At 66.6% G+C, this 21,456-nt stretch carries 23 protein-coding genes, 1 tRNA gene and 1 pseudogene; 9 read left to right on the top strand and 16 right to left on the bottom strand.

Annotated elements, in window-relative coordinates; all coding sequences use genetic code 11:
- Positions 1–5: 5 nt before the first annotated feature.
- Genes DL899_RS12565 through DL899_RS12555 form a run of 3 tightly spaced genes read right to left on the bottom strand, consistent with a single transcriptional unit; the run spans position 6 to position 1,594 of the window.
- On the bottom strand, positions 6–593 hold the full coding sequence (locus DL899_RS12565) for a MotE family protein (RefSeq protein WP_111734705.1): 588 nt from the start codon (positions 591–593) through the stop codon (positions 6–8).
- The gene (locus DL899_RS12560) at positions 590–1,081 is read right to left on the bottom strand and encodes a hypothetical protein (RefSeq protein WP_111734704.1); all 492 of its coding nucleotides are present in this window, start codon (positions 1,079–1,081) and stop codon (positions 590–592) included. Before DL899_RS12560 ends, DL899_RS12565 begins: the two co-directional genes overlap by 4 nt.
- Before the next feature lie 12 nt (positions 1,082–1,093).
- Positions 1,094–1,594, bottom strand: a complete 501-nt coding sequence (locus DL899_RS12555; protein ID WP_111734703.1) for a flagellar basal body-associated FliL family protein — start codon at positions 1,592–1,594, stop codon at positions 1,094–1,096.
- 124 nt (positions 1,595–1,718) lie between these two features.
- On the opposite strand from DL899_RS12555, the gene fliF reads away from it, so the two are divergent.
- From fliF to fliP, 4 genes are read left to right on the top strand one after another with little or no spacing between them, the layout of a single operon-like run.
- A complete protein-coding gene (gene fliF, locus DL899_RS12550) occupies positions 1,719–3,353 on the top strand; it encodes a flagellar basal-body MS-ring/collar protein FliF (protein WP_111734702.1) in 1,635 nt (544 codons plus the stop codon).
- Positions 3,353–3,952: an ABC transporter ATP-binding protein gene (locus DL899_RS12545; protein WP_162685572.1), complete on the top strand. Its 600-nt coding sequence runs from the start codon at positions 3,353–3,355 to the stop codon at positions 3,950–3,952. The genes fliF and DL899_RS12545 overlap by 1 nt, the downstream gene beginning before the upstream one ends.
- Positions 3,952–4,251 (top strand): FliM/FliN family flagellar motor switch protein, encoded by a 300-nt coding sequence (locus tag DL899_RS12540; RefSeq protein WP_111734700.1) that lies wholly within the window; start codon positions 3,952–3,954, stop codon positions 4,249–4,251. The genes DL899_RS12545 and DL899_RS12540 overlap by 1 nt, the downstream gene beginning before the upstream one ends.
- Positions 4,248–4,982 carry a flagellar type III secretion system pore protein FliP gene (fliP, locus tag DL899_RS12535; protein ID WP_111734699.1) on the top strand — a complete coding sequence of 245 codons (735 nt, stop codon included), beginning with the start codon at positions 4,248–4,250 and terminating at the stop codon, positions 4,980–4,982. The genes DL899_RS12540 and fliP overlap by 4 nt, the downstream gene beginning before the upstream one ends.
- A 249-nt stretch (positions 4,983–5,231) precedes the next feature.
- Here fliP and DL899_RS12530 read toward each other — a convergent pair whose 3' ends face one another.
- The 10 genes from DL899_RS12530 to tsaD form a co-directional block, all read right to left on the bottom strand.
- Complete coding sequence (locus tag DL899_RS12530; RefSeq protein WP_111734698.1) at positions 5,232–6,344, bottom strand: flagellar basal body P-ring protein FlgI; 1,113 nt, start codon at positions 6,342–6,344, stop codon at positions 5,232–5,234.
- Positions 6,341–7,351, bottom strand: a complete 1,011-nt coding sequence (locus DL899_RS12525) for a flagellin (protein ID WP_111734697.1) — start codon at positions 7,349–7,351, stop codon at positions 6,341–6,343. Before DL899_RS12525 ends, DL899_RS12530 begins: the two co-directional genes overlap by 4 nt.
- Before the next feature lie 3 nt (positions 7,352–7,354).
- Positions 7,355–8,794 carry a flagellar hook-associated protein FlgK gene (gene flgK / locus DL899_RS12520; protein WP_111734696.1) on the bottom strand — a complete coding sequence of 480 codons (1,440 nt, stop codon included), beginning with the start codon at positions 8,792–8,794 and terminating at the stop codon, positions 7,355–7,357.
- 36 nt (positions 8,795–8,830) lie between these two features.
- Positions 8,831–10,132, bottom strand: coding sequence for a flagellar hook protein FlgE (locus tag DL899_RS12515; protein WP_111734695.1), 1,302 nt, complete (start codon positions 10,130–10,132; stop codon positions 8,831–8,833).
- Between the two features lie 86 nt (positions 10,133–10,218).
- A complete protein-coding gene (locus DL899_RS12510; RefSeq protein ID WP_111734766.1) occupies positions 10,219–11,100 on the bottom strand; it encodes a flagellar motor protein MotB in 882 nt (293 codons plus the stop codon).
- A 294-nt stretch (positions 11,101–11,394) separates the two neighbouring features.
- Positions 11,395–11,787: a putative zinc-binding protein gene (locus tag DL899_RS12505; RefSeq protein WP_111734765.1), complete on the bottom strand. Its 393-nt coding sequence runs from the start codon at positions 11,785–11,787 to the stop codon at positions 11,395–11,397.
- A 74-nt stretch (positions 11,788–11,861) separates the two neighbouring features.
- Complete coding sequence (locus tag DL899_RS12500; RefSeq protein ID WP_111734694.1) at positions 11,862–12,287, bottom strand: EVE domain-containing protein; 426 nt, start codon at positions 12,285–12,287, stop codon at positions 11,862–11,864.
- 2 nt (positions 12,288–12,289) lie between these two features.
- On the bottom strand, positions 12,290–12,559 hold the full coding sequence (locus DL899_RS12495) for a YciI family protein (protein WP_111734693.1): 270 nt from the start codon (positions 12,557–12,559) through the stop codon (positions 12,290–12,292).
- On the bottom strand, positions 12,560–13,522 hold the full coding sequence (locus tag DL899_RS12490; protein ID WP_111734692.1) for an NAD(P)H-dependent glycerol-3-phosphate dehydrogenase: 963 nt from the start codon (positions 13,520–13,522) through the stop codon (positions 12,560–12,562).
- The gene (gene tsaD / locus DL899_RS12485) at positions 13,519–14,616 is read right to left on the bottom strand and encodes a tRNA (adenosine(37)-N6)-threonylcarbamoyltransferase complex transferase subunit TsaD (RefSeq protein ID WP_111734691.1); all 1,098 of its coding nucleotides are present in this window, start codon (positions 14,614–14,616) and stop codon (positions 13,519–13,521) included. The genes DL899_RS12490 and tsaD overlap by 4 nt, the downstream gene beginning before the upstream one ends.
- 73 nt (positions 14,617–14,689) lie before the next feature.
- On the opposite strand from tsaD, the gene DL899_RS12480 reads away from it, so the two are divergent.
- From DL899_RS12480 to DL899_RS12470, 3 genes are read left to right on the top strand one after another with little or no spacing between them, the layout of a single operon-like run.
- Complete coding sequence (locus tag DL899_RS12480) at positions 14,690–15,424, top strand: uroporphyrinogen-III synthase (RefSeq protein ID WP_111734690.1); 735 nt, start codon at positions 14,690–14,692, stop codon at positions 15,422–15,424.
- 47 nt (positions 15,425–15,471) lie between these two features.
- Positions 15,472–16,740, top strand: a complete 1,269-nt coding sequence (locus DL899_RS12475; RefSeq protein WP_111734689.1) for a COG4223 family protein — start codon at positions 15,472–15,474, stop codon at positions 16,738–16,740.
- Between the two features lie 23 nt (positions 16,741–16,763).
- Positions 16,764–18,263: a heme biosynthesis protein HemY gene (locus DL899_RS12470; RefSeq protein ID WP_111734688.1), complete on the top strand. Its 1,500-nt coding sequence runs from the start codon at positions 16,764–16,766 to the stop codon at positions 18,261–18,263.
- 111 nt (positions 18,264–18,374) lie between these two features.
- Here the strand turns inward: DL899_RS12470 and DL899_RS20280 are convergent.
- From DL899_RS20280 to DL899_RS12455, 3 genes and pseudogenes are all read right to left on the bottom strand, one after another.
- A pseudogene (locus DL899_RS20280) lies at positions 18,375–18,607 on the bottom strand (hypothetical protein).
- A gap of 96 nt (positions 18,608–18,703) precedes the next feature.
- Positions 18,704–18,779: transfer RNA gene (locus DL899_RS12460), tRNA-Thr, on the bottom strand.
- A gap of 275 nt (positions 18,780–19,054) precedes the next feature.
- Positions 19,055–20,425, bottom strand: coding sequence for a cytochrome P450 (locus tag DL899_RS12455; protein WP_239494695.1), 1,371 nt, complete (start codon positions 20,423–20,425; stop codon positions 19,055–19,057).
- A gap of 141 nt (positions 20,426–20,566) precedes the next feature.
- Here DL899_RS12455 and DL899_RS12450 point away from each other — a divergent pair, with 141 nt between their 5' ends.
- Both DL899_RS12450 and DL899_RS12445 read left to right on the top strand, forming a co-directional pair.
- Positions 20,567–21,202: a hypothetical protein gene (locus tag DL899_RS12450; RefSeq protein ID WP_204355305.1), complete on the top strand. Its 636-nt coding sequence runs from the start codon at positions 20,567–20,569 to the stop codon at positions 21,200–21,202.
- A gap of 128 nt (positions 21,203–21,330) precedes the next feature.
- Positions 21,331–21,456 (top strand): GTP-binding protein (locus tag DL899_RS12445; protein ID WP_239494700.1); only part of this gene is annotated, 126 nt, incomplete at its 3' end.

Here is a 21,456-nt window from a genome sequence, read left to right as displayed (position 1 = left end):
GACCATCATTCGCGCGGCGCCTCCGCGTTGCGGCCGGCCAGCACCACGCTGAAGAGATGCGCCGCCTCGGGGCTGAGTCCGGCCATGACCTGGGCCGCGGCTTCGGGGCGCATCCGGCCAAGGAAACCGGCGGCAAAGACCGGGTCCATCTGCTCGAACAGGGCGGCGGCCTGTTTGGGTTTCATCGCCTCGTAAACCCTTGTCAGACGGTCCAGATCGGTCTCCGCCGCGCTGTCGGCCAGGGCGATCATCTCGCGCAGCGATGCCTCTGCCGCCTCCAGCTTTGCCAGCCGCTCTGCAGTTTCGGTGTCGGCCACGCGCAGCGCCTGCATCCGGTTTTCCAGCGCCGCCTCCTGCGCGGCCAGGCGGGCGTCGCGCTCGGCAAAGGCGGCCAGCATCGCGCGCAGATCCTCGGGCGTCTTGCAGGCCGGGCCCGCCGCCGCCAAATGATCGGCCGCAACACCTGTTTCGGCCGGCACGAGGGCCAGCGCCTGCCCCGCCCCGTCACCGATGCGAATCAGCGCCGATCCGACCAGCAGACCGGCGATGACGAACAGCGTGCCGCGCCCGACCCTTCGGCGTCGCCGGCTCATTCCGCGGCCTCGTCGGTGGGGGCATAGGTGTGGCGCAGGAAAACCGGGGCAGGGGCGGGCGCCTCATCATCGGGCGGATCCGAATCGGGGTGGTCGTTTGCCACTGTCGGGCCATCGTCCTGCCCCTCTGCCGGGGTCGCCTGCTGTTCATGCCGGCGCAGGATCGGGCGCGCCGGTTCGCGCGCCCCCTCCTCCTGCGCAGGCTGGGGAATATCGTGCATCGAGGCAACCAGCAGTTCCAGCCGCCGAGCCACCGTTTCGGCCCGGTCGGTCAGCCCTTCGAGCGACCTGGTCGAATCGCCGGCAACGCTGCGGGCTGCGCCCAGAGTGCGGGTCAGGTCGTCGACCTGCGCCGACAGCACCGCGACCGCGCCGCCAACCCCCTTTTCCAGATCGTTGAACCGGCGCAGCCGCTGCGACAGGACATAACAATAGGCCCCGGCGCCCAGCGCGCCGGCGATCAGCAGAATATCGGCAATGAGTTCCATCCTTGCACCCCCTCAATTCACGACGAATTCCATGATCAGCAGGTCGCTGACCCGATTGGCGCCGGTGACCATCTGCACCCGGCGCAGCATCTGCGCGCGCAACCGAACCAATGCGGAATTGTTGCGCAGATCGGCGATATCGACCGCGCGCAGATAGCCGTTCAGCACATCCACCACCCGCGGCAGAAGGTGCTCGACCTCGGACTTGTATGCTCTGCGAACTTCCAGCTGGGCGCGAAACCGCAAGTGTAACCCGCTGCCGGCATCCAGCGAGACGACCAGCGGCTCGATCGCCACGAAATCAACATCGTCCGGCACGACGGGCGTAGCGTCGGAGAGGGCGGAGGCGTGCGCGCCCTCCGCCCCCGCCGATTCGCCCCAGGGCAGATACCCTGAATAGGCCGCCAGGAACCCCCCGCCGGCCCCGGCCAGCGCCAGCACAAGAGCCAGAATTACCGGCCCTTTCGACCTTTTCTTGACGTTCTCGCCATCGGTTTCGTCCGTATCGGCCATCGCCACATCCCGTTGCTGGTTGCAGGCGGACTATAGGCCGGCAGGAACTAACCGATTGTTAAGCCTGATCGGCAAAGAATGACCGCAACGCACGTGCAGAACGCCGTGAAGGAGGAACCTGATCTTGCAGCAGATCGTGACCCTGTGGAATGCGCTCGATCCCCGCCGCCGGGTCATCGTGGGCATTGCCACCCTTGCCATGTTCGCCGCCGTTCTGGCGATGGCCCGGATGGCTTCGACGCCCGGAATGGCCCTGCTCTACGCCGGGTTGGAGGCCGGGCCCGCGGGCGAGGTTGTCAGCGCGCTGGAACAGCGCGGCGTCACCTACGAGGTGCGCGGCGGGGCGATATTCGTCGATGCCGGGCGCCGGGACGAACTGCGCATGACCCTGGCCAGCGAGGGGCTGCCGCGCAACTCTGCCCAGGGGTACGAGCTGCTGGACGGGCTGTCGGGCTTTGGCACCACCTCGCAGATGTTCAACGCCGCCTACTGGCGCGCCAAGGAGGGGGAGCTTGCCCGCACCATCGTGTCGCATCCGGCGGTGGCCTCGGCGCGGGTGCATATCGCCCAGACCGGCACCAGCCCGTTCCGGCGCGACCTGCGGCCCACGGCCTCGGTCGCGGTGTCGGCCAGCTCGGGCCAGATCACGGCGGCGCATGCGCGGGCGCTGAAATACCTCGTCGCCTCGGCCGTGGCCGGCATGTCGCCAGACGATGTTTCTGTCATCGACGGCAATGGCGAACTGGTCGGCGATACCGACCGGTCGCCCGCCGGCGCCACTGACGGGCTTGCCGAAACGCTCAGGAACAGGGTCGAAAGGCTGCTGGCCGCCCGGGTCGGGCCCGGCAACGCGGTGGTTGAGGTCAGCGTCGAGACGGTGACGCGGCAGGAATCGCTGCGCGAGCGGGTGATCGACCCCGAGAGCCGCGTCGCCATCAGCACCGACACCGAAGAGCGGGAGGATGCATCTTCGGGCGATGGCGGCGGGGTTACCGTCGCCTCCAACCTGCCCGAGGGCGACGCCGGTGCCGAAAGCACCACCAGCCAGGCAAGCGAAACCCGCGAGCGGGTCAATTACGAGGTGTCCGAGACCGAAAGACAGATCGTCGAGGTGCCGGGCGCAATCAAGCGGCTGACCGTCGCGGTTCTGGTCAACGGCATGGCCACGCCGGATCAGAACGGCGAGCCGGTCGTCACCCCCCGCCCCGAGGAAGAGCTTGCCGCCCTGGAACAACTCGTCGCCTCTGCCGTGGGGTTCGATCCGGCCCGCGGGGATGCGATCACCATCAAGTCGATGCAGTTCGAACAGGCGCAGTCCGCCGGAACCCTTGCTGACGACAGTATTTTTTCGGGGTCTGGTATGGATGCGATGACGCTGGTGCAACTGGTGGTGCTGGCGGTCGTCGTGCTGGTTCTCGGGCTTTTTGTCGTCCGGCCTCTGCTGGCGCGTCCAGCGGGCGGGGCCGTTCAGCGGCTGGCGGCGCCCGACCCGGCCACCGACACGCCGCCGGGGTCGGATGAGGCCCCCATGGCGCTGACCGGCGAGATTGACACGAGCGAGGGCGATCTGGCGGGAATGGCGCTCATTTCCTGCACGCAAGGCGCAGCGGCGCCCCATGGGACCGACATTCGCCTGCCGGGTGCGGACAGATCCGGCACGGACCCGGCCGAACGGCTGCGGGGGCTGATCGGTGAGCGGCGCGAAGAAACCGTTGAGATCCTGCGCACCTGGCTCGAAGGAGAGGAGGAACACGCCTGATGCCCCTCTCTGACCTGTTGGAGGACTTTACCGAGAGCGGCGGCAACACCGGCGCGGTGTTGTCGGATGTGAAGGTCGAGGAGCTGAAGCTCGAGGCCTTCGAACGGGGCTATCAGGCCGGGTGGGACGATTCCGCCAAGGCCCAGCAGGACAGCAGCACCCACCTGTCAGAGGATTTCGCCCGCAACATCCGCGACCTGTCCTTTACCTATGACGAGGCCTATGCCGGCTTAGTCGCCGCCATGCGGCCGTTGATCGGCCAGACGGTGAACGTCGTCCTGCCTGAACTGGCCCACGCTACGCTTGGCATGCGCGTGGCCGCCCTGATCGAGAAAGAGATCGCCGCCTGTGGCCCGCAGCCGGTGATCCTGACGACCGCCCCGGCCAGCGCCGCGGCCCTGCAGGCCGTGCTGCCACAGGATGCCGGATTTCCGATCGCGATCCGGCAGGATGACACGCTGGCCGAAGGGCAGGTGCAACTGCGCATCGGCGACGCCACCGAACGCGAGATTGACCTGCAAGGAGTCCTGGACGGGATTCGCGATGCCACCGACAGCTTTTTTCAGGAAACCGCCCCCACCGCAAAGGAGACCGCCTGATGGACGATGCAGACACCCCCAAACCGGCCCCTGGACCCGATCTGCGCAGCCCCTTTTCGACGGTTCCGATCGAGATCACCATCTCGGTGGGCAAGACACGGCCGCTGATCCGCGAACTGCTGCGGATGGAACGGAACGCGGTGCTGCCGCTTGACCGGCGCGTGAATGACCCGGTCGAGCTCTATGTCGGCAATCGCCTGATTGCCCGAGGCGAGCTGGAAGAGATGGATGGCGACGCCGCGGGGCAACTGGCGGTGCGGCTGACCGAGGTCGCCGACCTGCATGACGGCATCGAATGAGGCGGATCATCCCCCTCATGCTGGCGGCGGGCCTGGTGCTGTTGGTGTCGTCGCCGGCGATGGCGCAGGACATCACCTTGTCGCTGGGCGATGGCGAATCGCTTTCGCTGCGCACGATCCAGCTGATCGTGCTGATCACCGTGCTCAGCCTGGCGCCGGGGCTGGCGATCATGATCACCTGCTTTCCCTTCATCGTCACGGTGCTGGCGATCCTGCGGCAGGGTATTGGCCTGCAGCAATCGCCGCCCAACATGCTGATAGTCAGCCTGGCGCTGTTCCTGACCTATTTCGTGATGGAACCGGTGTTCACGCAGGCCTGGACGGCGGGCATCGACCCGCTGTTGGATGGCCGGACGGACACCGAAACCGCGATCCCGCTGGTGCTGGAACCGTTCCGCACCTTCATGGCCGGCCGCGTCGACCCTGACACCCTTGCCACCCTCAGCGCGCTCAGGCCGCAGGGCGGCACGCCCGTGCCCGCCGCCGACGCGCCGCTGTCAGTGCTGGTGCCCAGCTTCCTCCTGTCCGAGATCGCGCGCGCCTTTCAGATCGGTTTCCTGGTGTTCCTGCCATTCCTGATCATCGACCTGGTGGTGGCTGCAATCCTGATGTCGATGGGGATGATGATGGTGCCGCCGGTGGTGGTCTCTTTGCCCTTCAAGCTGGCGTTTTTCGTCGTCGCCGATGGCTGGACGCTGATCGCCGACGCGCTGGTACGGGGCTATTTCTGAGGCCGTTGCCCAAGGGATACCTACGCAACCGCTGACCTGACGCGTTCGAAACCGCGCGTCGCCAGTCCGGGCCTCTCCTGAAATATCCCTCCATGCCTCGGCTTTGTGATGGTGAACCCCGGCGACAGGCCAGCAAGACACGCACATCAGCGGGCAGCCAAGACCCGACGCTAGGCACGATAACAAGCCTGAACCGCAACGCGCGTGCGGCACGCTGGTGCCCGGCCCTGCGGCAGCCCGGTGCCGCGCTCAGCGAACCACGAATTCCGCGTGCAGCGCCCCGGCGGCGTTGATGCTCTTGAGGATGTCGATCATGTCGCGTGGCGAGGTGCCCAGCGCGTTCAGCCCGGCGATCACCTGCGACAGGCTGGTGCCTTCGGCGACCTCGGCCAGACCGATCCCCGGATCTTCCTCCAGTTCGGCCCGGGTGCGCGGCACGATGACGGTTTCGCCCTCGGAAAACGGGTTCGGCTGCGACACCAGCGGCGCCTCTTCGACCCTGAGTGTCAGGTTTCCCTGGGCGACCGCGACCCGAGAGATGCGCACATCCTCGCCCATGACGATGGTGCCTGACCGCTGGTCGACGACAACGCGCGCCTTGCGCTCGGGCTCGACCAGCAGGTTTTCGACCTGGCGCAGCGCATGCGCCGTCGAGCGGCTGCCTGTTGCGTCGATATCCAGCCGCACCGTTCCCGGATCAAGCATCAAGGCAACCCGGCGTCCAAACGCCCTGTTGATCACGGTCTCGATCCGGGCTGCTGTGGTGAAATCCGGCTCGCGCAGGCCCAGCCTGATCTGGTCCAGGCTCGATAGTTCGAAGTCGATCTCGCGCTCGATCCGTGCGCCGGACGGGATCATTCCGGCGGTGGGCACACCTTCGACCACGCTGCCACCTTCGCCCCGGGCCGATGCGCCGCCGGCGATGATCGCCCCCTGCGCAACGGCATAGATATCGCCATCGGCGGCGTTGAGCGGGGTCATCACCAGTGTGCCGCCCAGCAGGCTGTCGGCATCGCCGATGGCCGAAACGGTGACGTCGATCTGCGAGCCCGCGCGCGCAAAGGGTGGCATGCTGGCGGTCACCAGCACGGCCGCGACATTTTTGGGCCGGAACTGTTCGCCGGTGACGTTGACGCCAAGCCGTTCGAGGATGTTCGACATGATCTCTTCGGTGAAGGGCGCGTTGCGCAGGCCATCGCCGGTGCCGTTCAGCCCCACCACCAGCCCGTAACCGACAAGGTCGTTGCTGCGCACGCCGTCGAAATCGACCAGGTCCTTGATCCTGATCGCGGTGGCGGGGGCCGGGCCGCCCGAAAGCGCCACGAAGCAGAGGATGACAGCGGACAGAAGGATGCGGATCATGACAGGAAATTCACCAGACTGAGACGGGAAAGACGGGCGGTGACGGAATAGACGGTTTCGAGCTGCAGGCGCACGGCCTCCAACTCGGTTGCGGCTTGGTAGGAGTCGACCGACAACAGTGTGTTGCGCGCTATTTCAAGCGCTGCGGTCTCTGCCCCGATCCGCGCGTCGGCCTGCGCGATGCGGTTTTCGGCCAGCCCCAGCGTGGCCTGCCTGCCCGATAGCGCATCCCTGGCACCCAGCAGGCCGTCAAGGGCCCGGTCCAGCACGCCGCGGCGTGCATCCTCGGTCAAGGTCAGCCCGCTATCACCGGCAAGCGCGGCGAGCGCGGTATATTTCAGCGTGTCGCGGAACGCAGCGTCATCGGCGCGCAGGTCCAAAGTTGCGGTTTCGCCGGCGCCCAGGTCGACAGGGGCCAGATCGTTCGCCGCGCCGCGATAGACAAGTGTCTCGAAGGCGCCGCCGGAGGTGTCGAAAAAGGCATCGGCGGCCGCCTCTACATCGGCAGGGGTACTGGCGGCGGCCATCGTGATGCGCAGCTGCGCCAGGATATCACCGGCCGGGATCAGCGGGGCGGTGTCCACGGCGGCGCCGGAAAAGAGCTGCCGATCGGCTACCCCGGTATTAAGCGCCGAAACCATGCCTTCGAGCGTCGCACCGGCCTCGGCCGTGGCTAGAGTGATTCCCGATGGGCGTGCATCCGCTCCGGCCAGCACCAGGGTATCGACCAGCGCATCGGTATCGTCCCCGATGCGCTGCAGCGCGGTCTGCATCGTCTCGGCGGTAGTCCGGGCCGCCGAGACGGTGTCGCGATAGCTGGAGGCAAGAGCAAGGTCATGTTCGATCCGTGACAGCCGGGCGGTGTTGCCGCCCAGTTGCGCAACCGGGTCGGCGGCGTGTCCGGTCGAGACCTCGGTGCCCAGCCGTGTCAGGGCCTGTTTCAGCGCCACGCTCTGGCGTTTCAGGGCAAAGCCGCGCGACAGATCGCCAATCGAGGTCAGTGTCATGTCTCAGATCCCCAGCAGTTCATCTATCAGCCCTCCGATCACCTCGATCACCCGTGCGTTTGCGGTGTAGGCCTGTTCGATCAGCAGCAGATGCTGCATCTCGGCATCGGTATCGACGCCCATCGCCTGCTCGGCCTCAAGCAGGCCAGCCTGTTGCGCCGCCGTCGATGCCATGTTCTGGTCAAGCGAGAGACGGTCCTGGCCGATACGCGACACCAGTGTCGCGGCATGGCCAGAAAAGCTGCGTTCGGTCGCGCCGAGTTCGCCTGACGCCAGTGCGCCCCGCCCGTCAAGCGCGGCGGAAAGGTCGTGCAACAGCGATGCCTGCCCGGAATCGCCCGGTGCGCTGGCGTAAAGTCTGTCGCGCAGACGCCACACGGCCCCGCCCGCATCTGGATCGACCTGGGCATTCAGCGATATGCGCTGCGCCAGACCGGTTTCATCGGCCGGATCAAAGGTCGCGCCCGCATCGGTGAACAGCCCGGCATCGCCGGGCGCGCGGGTGGGGTCGAGCGCGGGGTCCTGCATCCGTTCGACGAGGTCGCGCGCCAGCGCATCCAGCTGCGCCTGCGCATCGGTCGCCATTTCGTCACGCAACTCGAACAGCCCGGCGATCCGGCCGCCACCGGATGGCGGCGCAATTGCCCGGCCGTTCAGCGTCAGGCCGTTCAACAGCCCGTTTTCGACGGTCATGTGGGGCACAATCGCGTTGACGGCCTGAAAGCCCAGTTCGGCCGGGCGGCTGTCGAGCAGCACCGCGCCATCGGTGGTATAGATGGCAACGGCGCCATGGTCGCGTGTGGCCAGACGGAACGGGACCAGTTCCGCCAGCTGGTCAAGCGCGACGCGGCGCTGATCCTCGAAACCCGCGGTGGGCCGGCCAGTGCTGGCCGCTTCGGAAATGCGCAGGTTGAGCGCGTGAACCTCGTGCAGGTGCACGTTGGCGCTCGAGACCGCCTGTTCGATCCCGGCTTCGGCATCGCTGCGCCATTGCTGGATGCTCTGCGACATGTCGTTGAGCTTGTCGGCCAGGGTGCCGGCCTGTTGCACCACTGCCTGCAGGCGGGTCTCGTCCTCGGGTGCGGCGGCAGCGGTGACAAGGTCCGCCTGCAACGCGGCCAGCCGGCCGGTCAGCGAATCGGGCTGGTCGGGGCCGCCCGCCAACTGTTCCAGATCGGCCTGAAACCCGGCCCTGACCGCGATATCCGCCAGCTCGGCATCGGCGCCGCGCCGGGCGCTCAGCAATCCGGGGTCCACCCTGCGCACGACCCCCTGCATTGCCACCCCGCCGGAACCGCCCACCGCCCGCGCCGACAGTTCCATCGAGCGCGCCGCGTATCCGGGGGTCAGGGCGTTGGCGATGTTGGCCGAGACGACCTGCGCCTGCCCCGAATTGGCGGTCAGCCCGCTCAGCGCGTTGGTCAGGGCGCTTGAAATACTCATCGGTTATCCTTTTGGTTAGTCCGCCATACCCGCCGATCAGCGTTTGATATTGGTGGTTTCCTGCAGCATTTCGTCGACGGTCTGGATGACCTTGGCGTTCGACGAATAGGCGCGCTGGGTCTGGATCATCGCAGTCAGTTCGCCGGCGATGTCGGTGGCTGATTCCTCTCGCGCATAGCCGGCAACCTCGCCGGTCGGACCACCGCCTGCATCCCACAGGAAGAACGGCCCGCTATCGGGCGAGGGCAGATAGGTCTGGTGCCCCATCGCCACCATCCCGTTGGGGTTGGGCACGTCCACCAGCGGAACCTGATAGATGATCCGGGACGCGCCAGTGTCGAAATAGGCATGAACATAGCCGTTCTGGTCGACTTCTGCCGACACCATCGTGCCGACCGGCGTGCCATCCTTGTCGATCGAGAGCGGCGCGAAACTGTCGGATAGCTGGCTCAGACCGTCGGCGGACCCCAGCATGCCGAGAGACAGTTCCATCGGGCCACCATCGACATTGATGATGACCGAACCGGTGTTCGCGTCATATGCGCCGCCGGTGGTGGCGGTCACCGACAACAGTGTGCCGCCAGAGGTGCGCGCATCGTCGAAGGTCAGGACATATTCGCCGACCACCGCGCCGCCCTGCGCCGAATCGGTGAGCACCATCGTCCATTCGTTCGACGACCCGCTGGCTGGCACTGTCGGCGTGAATTCGAAATCCAGGCTCTGCGATATGCCGATATTGTCGAAATATTCCACCGACAGGGTCTGGCTGGCGCCGGTGGAATCCGACTGAGTGGCGGTCGCCGGCAGGTTGACGCCAAGGCCGATCCGCGTGGTGGGTTCACCGCTGAGCTGGCTGGCGTTGATGCGGACCGGTTCCAGCCCGTTGTCGGTATCGCGCGGAAATTCGGGAACGGAACCGTCAGGATTGGCCGGCCATCCTAGCAGCACCAGCCCCGATTCGGTGACCAGCCGCCCCTGGGCATCGGTGCGGAACGATCCGGTCGTCGTCAGCAGCATCTGTGCGTCGCTGCCGGAAACATTGACCTCGCTCAGCATGGCCACCGGCAGCATCCCGCGCCCGTTCACCGCCAGGTCTGTGGCGTTGTCGGTTGTGATCAGCGAGCCCCAGTCGTCGATCAGGCGCTGGGTCGTGGCCCGTACGCCGCCGGCCGAATAGGCGCCGCCCGAAGTCGATGGCACGAGCGAGCCGAAATCGGCCTCGACCCGCTTGTAGCCGTAGGTGCCGGAGTTGGCGATGTTATCGGAAATGGCCGCCAGGCGGATCGCGTTGGAGTTGAGCCCGGAGACGCCGGCGTTCAGCGAAGAGGAAATCGTCATGGATACACCTTTCTGCTGTATCGGATACGTTCACGACACAGGCTAGGGGCGATGATTTAACAGCAGGCTAACAGCTAAAATCCGCATCATTCGCGCGGCGTATCCGACCGCAGCAGGATCACCTCTATCCGGTTGTTGCGGATCGCCAGCGGGTTCGTGATCGCCGGTTCGCGGTCGGCGTGGCCGGTCACGCGGCGCAGGCGCCCGGTCTCCAGCTTCTGTTCTTCCAGCAGCGCACGCATGGCATTCGCGCGTGCGGCTGACAGATTCCAGGCCGGGTTTTCGGCGGCGACGATCGGGCGTGCGCGGGTATGCGCCTCGACCGCGACACCGTTTGTGACCAACCCAGCGGCCGACGCCACCAGCGCGGCCAGATCGCGCAGCAGCGGTGTCGTTTCGGCGGTGTCAGGGTCGAAAAGTGGCGCGCCGTCCAGATCGAAAAGCTCGATGATCAGTCCCTCGTCGGTGACGCGGGTGCGCATGTGGCGCAGCATCTGGGCAGAGACCTCGCTTTCGCCGCTGCGGCCCTGCAGGTGTTCGCTGACAGCGGCGAATTCTCCGGCTGGTTCGGCGCTCGGGCGGTTCGGTTCGGGCGCACCCTCGGCACCCTCGCCGCTCAGGCCCAGGTCGCCGCGGTTGCGTTCTTCCTCGCTGACCGCGCGCCGGCTGCCGCCGACGCCATTATACGCAAGGCTGTTTTCCGAAAACAGGCTGTCACCGCCGAAATCCCCGTCACCACCGCCGGAAATGCGGTTGATCGGAATGGTCGGACTGAAATAGTCCGCGATCCCCTTGCGTTGTTTTTCCGTCGTTGCGTTCAACAGCCACATCAGCAGGAAAAATGCCATCATCGCGGTCACAAAGTCGGCGTATGCCACCTTCCAGGCGCCGCCATGATGGCCGCCAGCCTTGATGACCTTTCTCCGTCTGATGATGATCGGCGCAGCGTTGTCACCCGGCGCAGTCATGTTCACCACCATTTCACCACCCGGAACCGGGCTAGCATGGCGAGCATTAGCAATGGCTTAACATTTCAACTTGTTGCTAACGCGCGGCGGCGCGGTTCGGACTGATTTTAGGCGAATTGCAGATATCGAGGGTTTGGCCGACGCAGGCCGATGAGCTAGAATACCGGCAAGGGCCAGGACGGCCGCAACCTCAATTCAGTTTCGCGTGTGGTGTGTAGGGAGCACGTGGGGAACGGGGGGTGCCGGTCGTCTGTCCGGCATCCTCCGTTGATTTCGTTTACTGTTTTCAGACCGTCAATCCGCATCCGCCATCAGGGGCTGCACCGCCAGGTCGCGCGCAAGACCCTGATAGACGCGGTCGGCCTCTTCCATGTCGTAATCGGCGTGCAGTGTCTTGCGCACGCCGTGTTCAGCCAGCATGACATGGCGCGCGGGTTCCACCCCATGTCGGGCCAGGGTGGATTTGACGCAATTCAGCCGGCACCCATCCAGCGCCAGGATCGGCCTGCCGGATTGCGCGGTGCGCACCAGCGGTTTGACGTCCCCGCCCACCCCGGCGATGCACGACATCTCGGCCAGGCCGGAACGGTCGAGCCTCAGCGCCAGGTCGTTGGCCATCTGCGCCGCGCTGGAACAACCCGAGCAGGCATAGACCAGCGGCAGGGTCTCATCGGGTTTCTTAGTCATGGTTTCGCACTCCGGCATCGTCAGAACCTGACGGCTCGGCAAGGGTGCCAGTCACGGCCCCAGGCGGGCAGGCGTCATTTGGTCGCGGAAAGCCCGGCAAGATCGCAGACGATGCGCCATTCCTCTGGCGTCACCGGCTGCACCGACAGGCGCGAATTGCGGACCAGGACCATTTCCGACAGGCGCGGATCGGCCTTGATTGTCTCCAGCGTCACCGGATTGGGGGCCGTTTCCACCGCCCGGATATCGACGCATTCCCAGCGCGGATTGTCGGTGGTGCTGTCGGGGTGGGCCTCGGCGATCACCTCGACGGTGCCGACCACGGCCTTTTCCTTTTGGCTGTGATAGAAGAAACCCAGATCGCCCACTTTCATCTCACGCATGAAATTGCGGGCCTGATAGTTGCGCACGCCGTCCCATTCCTCGCCCACATCACCCTTGGCCAACTGGTCATCCCAGCCCCAGGTCGACGGTTCGGATTTGAACAGCCAATAGCGCATTGTCAGATCACCTTGTTCCAGCGGATCAGCTCGACCGATGTGAACAGCCCGGCCTTGGCATAGGGGTCGTCTTCGGCCCAGCGTTCAGCCGCGGCCATGTCGGGTACGTCCAGCACCACCAGCGAGCCGCACATCGCGCCATCCCCGTCCAGGAACGGGCCGGCCTGGGCGACGACGCCGGTCTGCTTGATATAGGCAAGGTGCGCCTCGCGATTGTCCAGCCGGGTCTGCAGCGCGCCCGGCTTGTCACGGGCGATAAGAGCGACGAGCATTCATTCTTCCTTCAATGGTCTTTTCAGCAGCATATCCATCGCCTGCTCGACCCGCAATCGGCCCGAAACCAGCATCATCACGGCCTGCGTGATCGGCAGGTCCAGCCCCTCGCGCGCGGCCAGGTCGCAGACTGCCTGCGCGGTGGCGGCGCCTTCGACCGTGACGCCGGGGTCGAATGCCTCGTTTCGACCCAAACTCAGGCCAAAACGATAGTTTCGGGACTGTTCCGAGGTGCATGTCAGCACCAGGTCGCCGAACCCCGACAGCCCCGACAGCGTGTCGCGCGCGGCGCCCATCGCCTCTGCCGCGCGCACTATCTCGGCAAAGCCACGGGTCATCAGCGCGGCGCGGGCACTGTCGCCCAGCCCGGCACCCATCGCCGCGCCGCTGGCGATGGCGATCACGTTCTTGAGCGCGCCGCCCAGTTCGGCGCCGATCACATCCGAACTGCGATAGAGCCGCAAGACCGAGGTTGAAAGCCCCGCCTGCAGCCGCTGCCCCACCGCCGCATCGGCGCAGGCCAGCGTCAGCGCGGTGGGCAGACCACGGGCGATATCCCCGGCGAATGACGGCCCCGTCAGCACCGCGCAGGCCGCACCCGGCAGCACCTCGGCAATCACCTGGCTTGGGCGCAGGCCGGTGGCCAGCTCAACCCCCTTGCAACAGGTGACAAGCGGCGCGCCATTGGCCAGGCCGCCGGCATGTTCGGTGCAAAAGCTGCGCAGGGTTTGCGCCGGAACCGCCAGCAGGGTTGCCTCTGCCTTGCTCGGCTCTATCGGACCCGAAACCACTGTCACCGCGTCGGGCAGGTCGATCCCCGGCAGGCGGCGGTCGTTGCGCCGGGCGCGCGCCATTTCCTGCGCGTGGCCCACATCGCGCGCCCACAGCGTCACCGGCCCGCGTTCGGCCAGCGACACCGCCAGCGCCGTGCCGAATGCACCCGCACCCATCACCCTGATCATGCCTTGGCCCCTTTGCGTCCGCCGCCCAGCAAGGCCGGCTGCCCCGCATCCAGCGGCCAGCGCGGCCGCGCGGCAAGCGTCATGTCATCGCGCCGCCCGGCAGCGTATAGCTCTGCCCCCGCATAGGCGATCATCGCCGCGTTGTCGGTGCAGAGCGCCAAGGGCGGCGCAACGAAATCGGCCCCGAATTCGGCTGAAACAGTCTCTAACCCGGCCCGAATCGCGGTGTTCGCCGCAACCCCGCCCGCGACGGCCAGCACGGTACGCCCGCACAGCCCCTCGGTATGGATTGCCAGCGCGCGGCGGGTCTTTTCGGCCAGCACATCGGCCACCGCCGCCTGGAACCCGGCGCAGATGTCGGCCCTGTCAGTGCGGGTCAGCCCGCCCTTTTCGGCCACGATCCGGTCGCGCGCGCGCAGCACCGCTGTCTTGAGCCCGGAAAAGGACATGTCGCACCCCGGCCGGTCCAGCAGCGGGCGCGGAAAGGCAAACCGCCCCGCATGTCCTGCCTTTGCCGCGCGTTCGACCTCGGGCCCGCCGGGCTGGGGCAGGCCCAAGAGGCGCGCCACCTTGTCGAACGCTTCGCCGGGGGCGTCGTCGATGGTGCCGCCGAGGCGGGTGAAATTGTCCGGGCCGCGCACCTGCAAGAGCTGGCAATGCCCGCCGGAAACCAGCAGCGCGAGATAGGGATAGGGAACACCATCGGTCAGCCGCGGCGTCAGCGCGTGACCGGCCAAATGGTTGACGCCGACCAGCGGCAGCCCGGCACCGGCGGCCAGTCCCTTGGCGCACATCACCCCGGCCAGCACCCCGCCGATCAGCCCCGGCCCCGCCGTCACCGCGATGGCGTCGATGCAATCCAGCCCAATATCCGCCTGTGTCAGAGCCTCTCGCACCGCATGATCCAGCTTTTCGGCATGGGCGCGCGCGGCAATCTCGGGCACCACCCCGCCAAAGGCGGCGTGCAGGTCGCCCTGACCGTGCACCACTGACGACAGCACCTCTGCCTGCCCCGGCCGCGCCATGCGCAGCACCGCCGCGGCGGTATCGTCGCAGCTGCTTTCCAGCCCCAGGATTGTCAGCGGTGTGGTCATCGCGCCGTCCGTTGCGCCCTCTCTCTCTGGCAGGTAACACCGCGGGGGGGCACAAACAACTGTGGCGGCGTTGATGGCGTTTTCGATCCTGATTACCCGGCCCGAACCGGCGGCCGTCGATTTTGCCGCGAAACTGCGCGCGCGGCTGGGGGCCGGGGTGCAGATCGTGACATCGCCCATCCTGCGGATCGAACGGGTGGCGGGCGCGCTGCCCGACCTGTCACGCACCGGCACGCTGGTGTTGACCTCGGTTCACGCGGTTTCCGCCCTGGCTGATCTGCCACAGGTGATGCGGCCTGTCTGCTATTGCGTCGGTGCCACCACCGCCGCCGCCGCGCGCGCCGCCGGGTTTGCGGCCGTGGATGGCGGCGGGGACGCGCGGGCGCTGCTTGCGCGTATTCTTGCCGATCGCCCCCACGGCCCCATCCATTACCTGCGCGGTGAACACGTCGCCGCCAACCTGGTGGCGGAGCTGTCCGCCGCCGGGTACGAGACGGACGAAACCGTGGTCTACCGGCAGCGGCAACAACCACTGAATGCCAAGGCCAAAGCCCTGCTTTCCGGCGATGCGCCCGTGATCCTGCCGCTGTTTTCGCCCCGCAGCGCGGCGCTGTTGTTCGAGGCCGCGTCGCATGGCGCCCCGCTCCATATCGCCGCGATCAGCCGCAACGCCGCCGACCGCGTGCCGCCGGACCGCGCCGCGCAACTGATCGTGACCGACGCCCCCACTGCCGAGGCGATGCTGGCCGCGACCCTGGCGCTTGTCGACGCGGTGAAGCGGGTTGAGACTGGCACCGGGTCCAAGTAGACTTGATCGGCATATCACGCGAGAGCGGTTCCACAAAGGTCAGGACATTGGCGAAAGAAACAACGTCGTCGAACCCGTCTTCAGAGGGTCGTGATCCGGCCAAGACCGAAGGCGGCGATTCCCCCCCGGTCGAGGCCGGCGCGCCGCAAACCGACGCCCCCGTCACCGAAGGGGACGACGGCGCCGAACCCGATGCAACACCGGCAGAGCCGGACGATGGCGTCAACGCCGAACCGGACGCAGCCGAGACCGACATCACCGACACGGAAACGACGGATGAAACGCCTGATTCCGTCAGCGACGCGCCCCCACCCCCGGCAGCGCCCGAACAGGTCGTGATCCGCAAGGGCGGTTTCTTTCCGTTGCTGCTGGGTGGGGTGGTCGCCGGCGCGATCGGGCTGGGTGCGGGCTATTACCTCAGCTCCGAAGGCATCCTGCCCGGCAAGGCCGATATCGAGGCGCTGAAAACCGAAACCTCGCAAGGACTGCAGGCCCAGGCCGAGCGCATCGACGCGCTGTCGGCGCAACTCGCCGCCACCGAGGCCCCTGACACATCGGGGCTGGAGGCCGGGCAGGCAGAGCTGCGCGATGCCCTCGGCGCGCTGTCGGCCCGCATCACCGATACCGAAAACCGCCTTGGCGAGCTGGCCGACCGGGTCGAGGGCCTGTCATCGCAATCGCTGACCGAAGGTGCATCAGACGCCGCCGTCGCCGCCTACGAGGCAGAGCTGGAAAAGCTGCAACAGGCGATGGCAGCCCAGCGTGCAGAAATCGCCGGGATGATCGCGCAGGCAGAGGAAAAGGAAGAGAACGCCGAGGAAACCGCTCAGGCCACCATGCGCCGGGCGGCGCTGGCGCGCATCCTGACGGCGCTGGATACCGGCAGCAGCTATGCCTCCGCATTGGCCGATCTGCAGGCGGCGGGTGTCACCATACCCGACCCCCTGACGCACGGCGCTGCCGATGGCGTGGCCACCCTGGCCGATCTGCAGGCACGGTTTCCCGATGCCGCGCGCGCCGCGCTGGCGGCTGGCCGCGCCGCCGCCGTCGAGACCGGCGAAACAGGTGGCGCCACTGCCTTTCTGCGCAACGTACTGGGGGTTCGCTCGCTGGAGCCGCGAGAGGGGGGCGACCCCGACGCGATCCTGTCACGCGCCGAGGCGGCAATGCGCGATGGCCGGCTGACCGACGCGCTGGCCGAGATCGACGCCCTGCCGGATGCCGCCCGCACTGAGCTGGCCGACTGGGCCACAGACGCCCGAAGCCGGATGGCGGTGGTGGCTGCGGCTCAGAAACTGAGCGAAGAGCTGAACTGACGACATAGAAAAGGCGCACGCCTATGCTTTGGTCCATCATCAAGATCGCGGTATTCATCGCCCTCGTCGCGGTGGCAAGTTTTGCCGCGATCTATCTGCTCGAACTCGAGGGCGGCGTGCGCATCGTCATCGCCGGGCAAGAGTTCAACCTGACCCCGCTCACCGCGGTCGTGGCGCTGATCGTTCTGATCCTGGCGGTCTGGCTGCTGCTGAAGCTGGTCGCGCTGCTGGTCGCGGTCCTGCGCTTCATCAACGGGGATGAAACCGCGATCTCGCGCTATTTTGACCGCAATCGCCAGGAAAAGGGCTATCGCGCCCTGTCCGAGGGGATGATGGCGCTCGCCTCGGGCGAGGGGCAGGTTGCGATGGCCAAGGCCAGCCGCGCCGAACGCTATCTCAAGAAACCTGCGCTGACCAATCTGCTGATCGCACAGGCGGCCGAAATGACCGACGACCGCAAGAAGGCCGAAGAGGTCTACAAGCAGCTATTGACCAACGAAAAGACCCGCTTTGTCGGCGTGCGTGGCATCCTGCGGCAAAAGCTGGCCGACGGCGACACCGAGACCGCGCTGAAACTGGCGCAGACCGCCTTTGCGCTCAAGCCCCGCCACCAGGAAGTGCAGGATACGCTGCTGGAACTTCAGGCCGAAACCGGCGACTGGTCCGGTGCGCGCGAGACGCTGCGCGCCAAGCTCAAATACGGCGCTCTGCCCCGCGACGTGCACAAGCGCCGCGATGCGGTGCTGGCCCTGACCGAGGCGCGCGACGTCCTGGACGAGGGCAAGGATATCGAGGCCCGCGAACAGGCGATCGAGGCCAACCGCCTGTCGCCCGACCTGGTGCCGGCGGCGGCGATGGCGGCGCGGGCCTATCTGCGCGACGGCTCCAAGCGCCATGCCACGCGGATCGTCCGCAAGGCCTGGGCCGCCCAGCCCCACCCCGACCTGGCGGCCGTATTTGCCGAGATCGAGCCGGACGAGAGCCCGCAACAAAGGCTGAAACGGTTCGGCAAGCTGCTGTCGGCGCATCCCGATCACCGTGAAACCCGGCTGATCGAGGCCGAGCTGCAACTCGCGGCCGAGGATTTTCCCGCCGCCCGCCGTGCGCTGGGCAACCTGGCCGAGGAAGACCCCGACGCCCGCGTGCTGACGCTGATGGCCGCCATCGAACGCGGCGAAGGCGCGCCCGACGCGGTGGTCAAGGGCTGGCTGGCCCGCGCCCTGGCCGCCCCCCGCGGGCCGCAGTGGGTCTGCGACAAGTGCCACCACATCCACGCCGAATGGGTGCCCGCCTGCGAGAACTGCCACGCCTTCGACACGCTCAGCTGGCGCACCCCGCCCGCCGCCGCCACCGGCAGCGCCACGGGCATCGAGATGCTGCCGCTGATCGTCGGCGCAATCGAGGACCAGGGCGAGGCGAGCGACGACGCGGACACGCCAGACACGACCGACGAGACAACAGTCACCGACGCCGAACTCGTGAGCGATCCGCCTGAGGAAACGGACACCGAAGATAGAAAATAGGTGTTTTCCCGTGGCGGTCGGCAGGGCACGCCATTCGTAATGAGTGCTCTGCTTGACGTTTTCTACAAAATTATCAAAACTTTAGGTGTTTCGAGAATTTGCAGGTGCGGCTTAGATCAGCGGCCCGGTGCCGGTCGCCCGACCACGTTCTGCACGTTCCCGCTCCTCAAGCACCTCACGCCACGTCTCGTAGGTAGATGCTATCATCAGTTCGAGTTCTTCCAGCGAACAGAGTTCAACATTCTCGTCAGTGAACAAACGGGCGCGCGGCGGTCGCCATCGGGATCAGCAAACCGAACAATATCAAGGCGCACGTCTGCGAAGTCTTCGTCAGCGGCGCGGATGCGTATGCGGTCATCGCCTCATTCTCGCGGCTTCGTGATCCTATTTTGTTCGAGTGTATGATGCAGGGTATCTGGGTGATTTGGCAAGGAGGAAAGTGGTGCCCCATGACGGACTCGAACCGCCGACCTTGTCCTTACGAAGGACCTGCTCTACCAGCTGAGCTAATGGGGCACGCGACCGCCCGTTTAAACGCAACAGGCGGTCCCTTCAAGACAGATTCAGAACGCGATCCCGTCGTCGCCGCCATGCACATCGCAGCTGGCAGTACTCTCGGCATCAGTCGGCTCGTCACTCTCGGCGTCTACGATAGTAGAACCAGTCACTACGGTCACGGGTCATCTTTCATGGGATGGCGCGAAGAGTGCCAAGGCACGTGCAGCCGCAGATGACCTGTTCGCGTAGGCAAAGCGCCAGCCCGCCGTATTCGGCGCTGTTCGGGCGGCCTTTCAAACCGCCTCAGCCTCCAGCCAAACGCCGCCTTCGGGGCGCAGGGTCAGGATCATCACCGGTGCGGGTGCCTTGCCCGCGACCGGCGTGAAACGGAACCGCCGCAGCAGCGTGCCGAGCACGATCACCGCCTCTTGCAGGGCGAAAGAGGCGCCGATGCAGATGCGCGGCCCGTCGCCAAAGGGCAGATAGGCATAACGTTCGATGCGCTTGCGATCGGTGAAACGGTCGGGGCGGAAAGCATCCGCGTCCTCCCACAACAGCCGGTTTCGGTGCAGCGCGTAGATCGGGATGATGATCGTGTCGCCGGGGCGGATTTCGCGCCCGCACAGCGTGTCGGCGGCCATCGCGGTGCGTGAAATCATGCCCGCCGGCGGGTAGAGGCGCAGCGCCTCGTTGATGATCCGGCGAATGAGCGGCAGATGCTCGACATCCTCGCCCGTCACCGAACGGCGAGCGCCCAGCACGTTCATCACTTCGGCGCGGGCGGCATCCTGCACCTGCGGGTCGAAGGCGCAGAGATAGAGCGCCCAGCCCAGCGTCAGCGCCGTGGTTTCGTGCCCCGCGACGATGAAGGTCAGCAGGTTGTCGCGCAGCTCGGCGGTGTTCATCCGGCGTTTCGTTTCCGGGTCTTCGCCCGCCAGCAGCAGGTCCAGCAGGTCGGGCACCGGGCCGGGTCCGCGGATGCGCCTTGCCTCGATCGCCTCATCCGCCACGCGGTGCATCTCGCGCACCGCCCCGCGCGACGACAACAGCCGCCCCGGGCGCGGCACCCAGTTGGGCGCGCCAAGGATGTCGAGCAGCGAAACACGCCCCGCCTCGGCGATATAGGCGTCGATGCCGCGATGCACGCCATCGGCGTCGAAGCTGCCGTCACCCGAAAACGTCACCTCGGCGATCACGTCAAAGGTGGTGCGCACCATGTCGGCGGCCACGTCCACGGCGCGGCCCTGCGTGCCTTCGATGCGTTCGGCGCTGCGTACGACGGCGGCCGTCATCACCGGGGCCAGGTTCATCACGTTGCGATGGGAAAAGGCCGGCGCAGCGGTGCGCCGCTGCCAGCGCCAATGCGCCCCTTCGGCAATAAAAAGCGATTCGCCGATGGCGGGTTTGAGCAGGTTCTTGGTGACCAGCGATTTCGGGTAGTTGTCCAGGTTTTCCAGCAGGATGCGGCGGATCGCGCCGGGGTCCATCACCATGTGCCAACGCTTGGCCGTGCGGCCCGAAACCATCGGCTGGCGGGTGGCGATGTCGGGGATGATCGACAGCACGTTGCGCCGCACCGCGCCGAGGCTGCCGAGGATGCCCATCGGTTCGGTCACCAGCGGCACCTTTGCCGGCACTGCGTCGTGGGCTGTCTGCACGGTCATGGCGGGGCTCCCTTTCCCGGTGCCCATGATATAGCGGGCGTGCGGCGGGCGGCAAACCTGCCGGACGAGCAGTGGCAAGATTGCGATGCGGGCGCGGCTGCGCTATCGGGGTTGAACCGACCGCCCTGGGGAGGACTGTCAATGCTGCGCCGCCTGTGTCTCTGCCTTGTCCTGATGGTGCTCGCGGCCTGCGCGAGCACCGGTGGCGAGAATGCGCCGCGCCCCGACCTGGGCGATTTCCGGCTGGGGCACAATATCGTCGTCGCGCCCAACCTCGTGCAGGGCCCATTCTCGCGCGAGGCCGGCGCCGAAGAATGGATAGAGGCGATGAGCACGGCCATCGACCGGCGTTTTTCGGGATACGAGGGCACGCGGCTCTATCACCTCGGCGTCAGCGTCGACGGCTATGTCCTGGCCCTGCCCGGCGTGCCGGTGGTGGCGGCGCCGAAATCGGTGCTGCTGGTGCAGGTCACCGTCTGGGACGATGCGAAGGCGCGCAAGCTGAACCCCAAGCCCAAGCGATTTACCGTGCTTGAGGAACTCTCGGGTGACACCGTGGTCGGGTCGGGCCATACCCGGACCCGCGAAGAGCAGATGGAAACGCTGGTGCGCAATGCCGTTCGGCAGATCGAGGCCTGGCTGGTGACGCAAAAGCGCACCCAGGGCTGGTTCGAGGGCACGCAGGCAACAGCGCGCGCCCCCGCACCCGCCGCCCCTGCCGGTGATGTCGCGCCCGATGATGCCGGCCCGGCCGGGGATGCGCCGGCGGACGGCTGAACGCGACGCGCCCCGTAACAGCCACCAAGGCTTGATTTCCCCGCCGCAACCCAATATGTGCGCGCGCAGTCTTTTAGTATTCACGCGGGCCGTCATGGCCCCTCCAACAGCACAGGGCGCCTTGAGACATGGCAAAGGAAAAGTTTGACCGCTCGAAACCGCACGTGAACATCGGCACGATCGGGCATGTTGACCACGGCAAGACGACGCTGACGGCGGCGATCACCAAGCAGTTTGGTGAGTTCAAGGCGTAT

The sequence above is a fragment of the Roseovarius amoyensis genome (assembly GCF_003260265.1).
Taxonomy (GTDB): Bacteria; Pseudomonadota; Alphaproteobacteria; order Rhodobacterales; family Rhodobacteraceae; genus Roseovarius; species Roseovarius amoyensis.
This window is presented reverse-complemented; position numbering and strand designations above follow the sequence as displayed.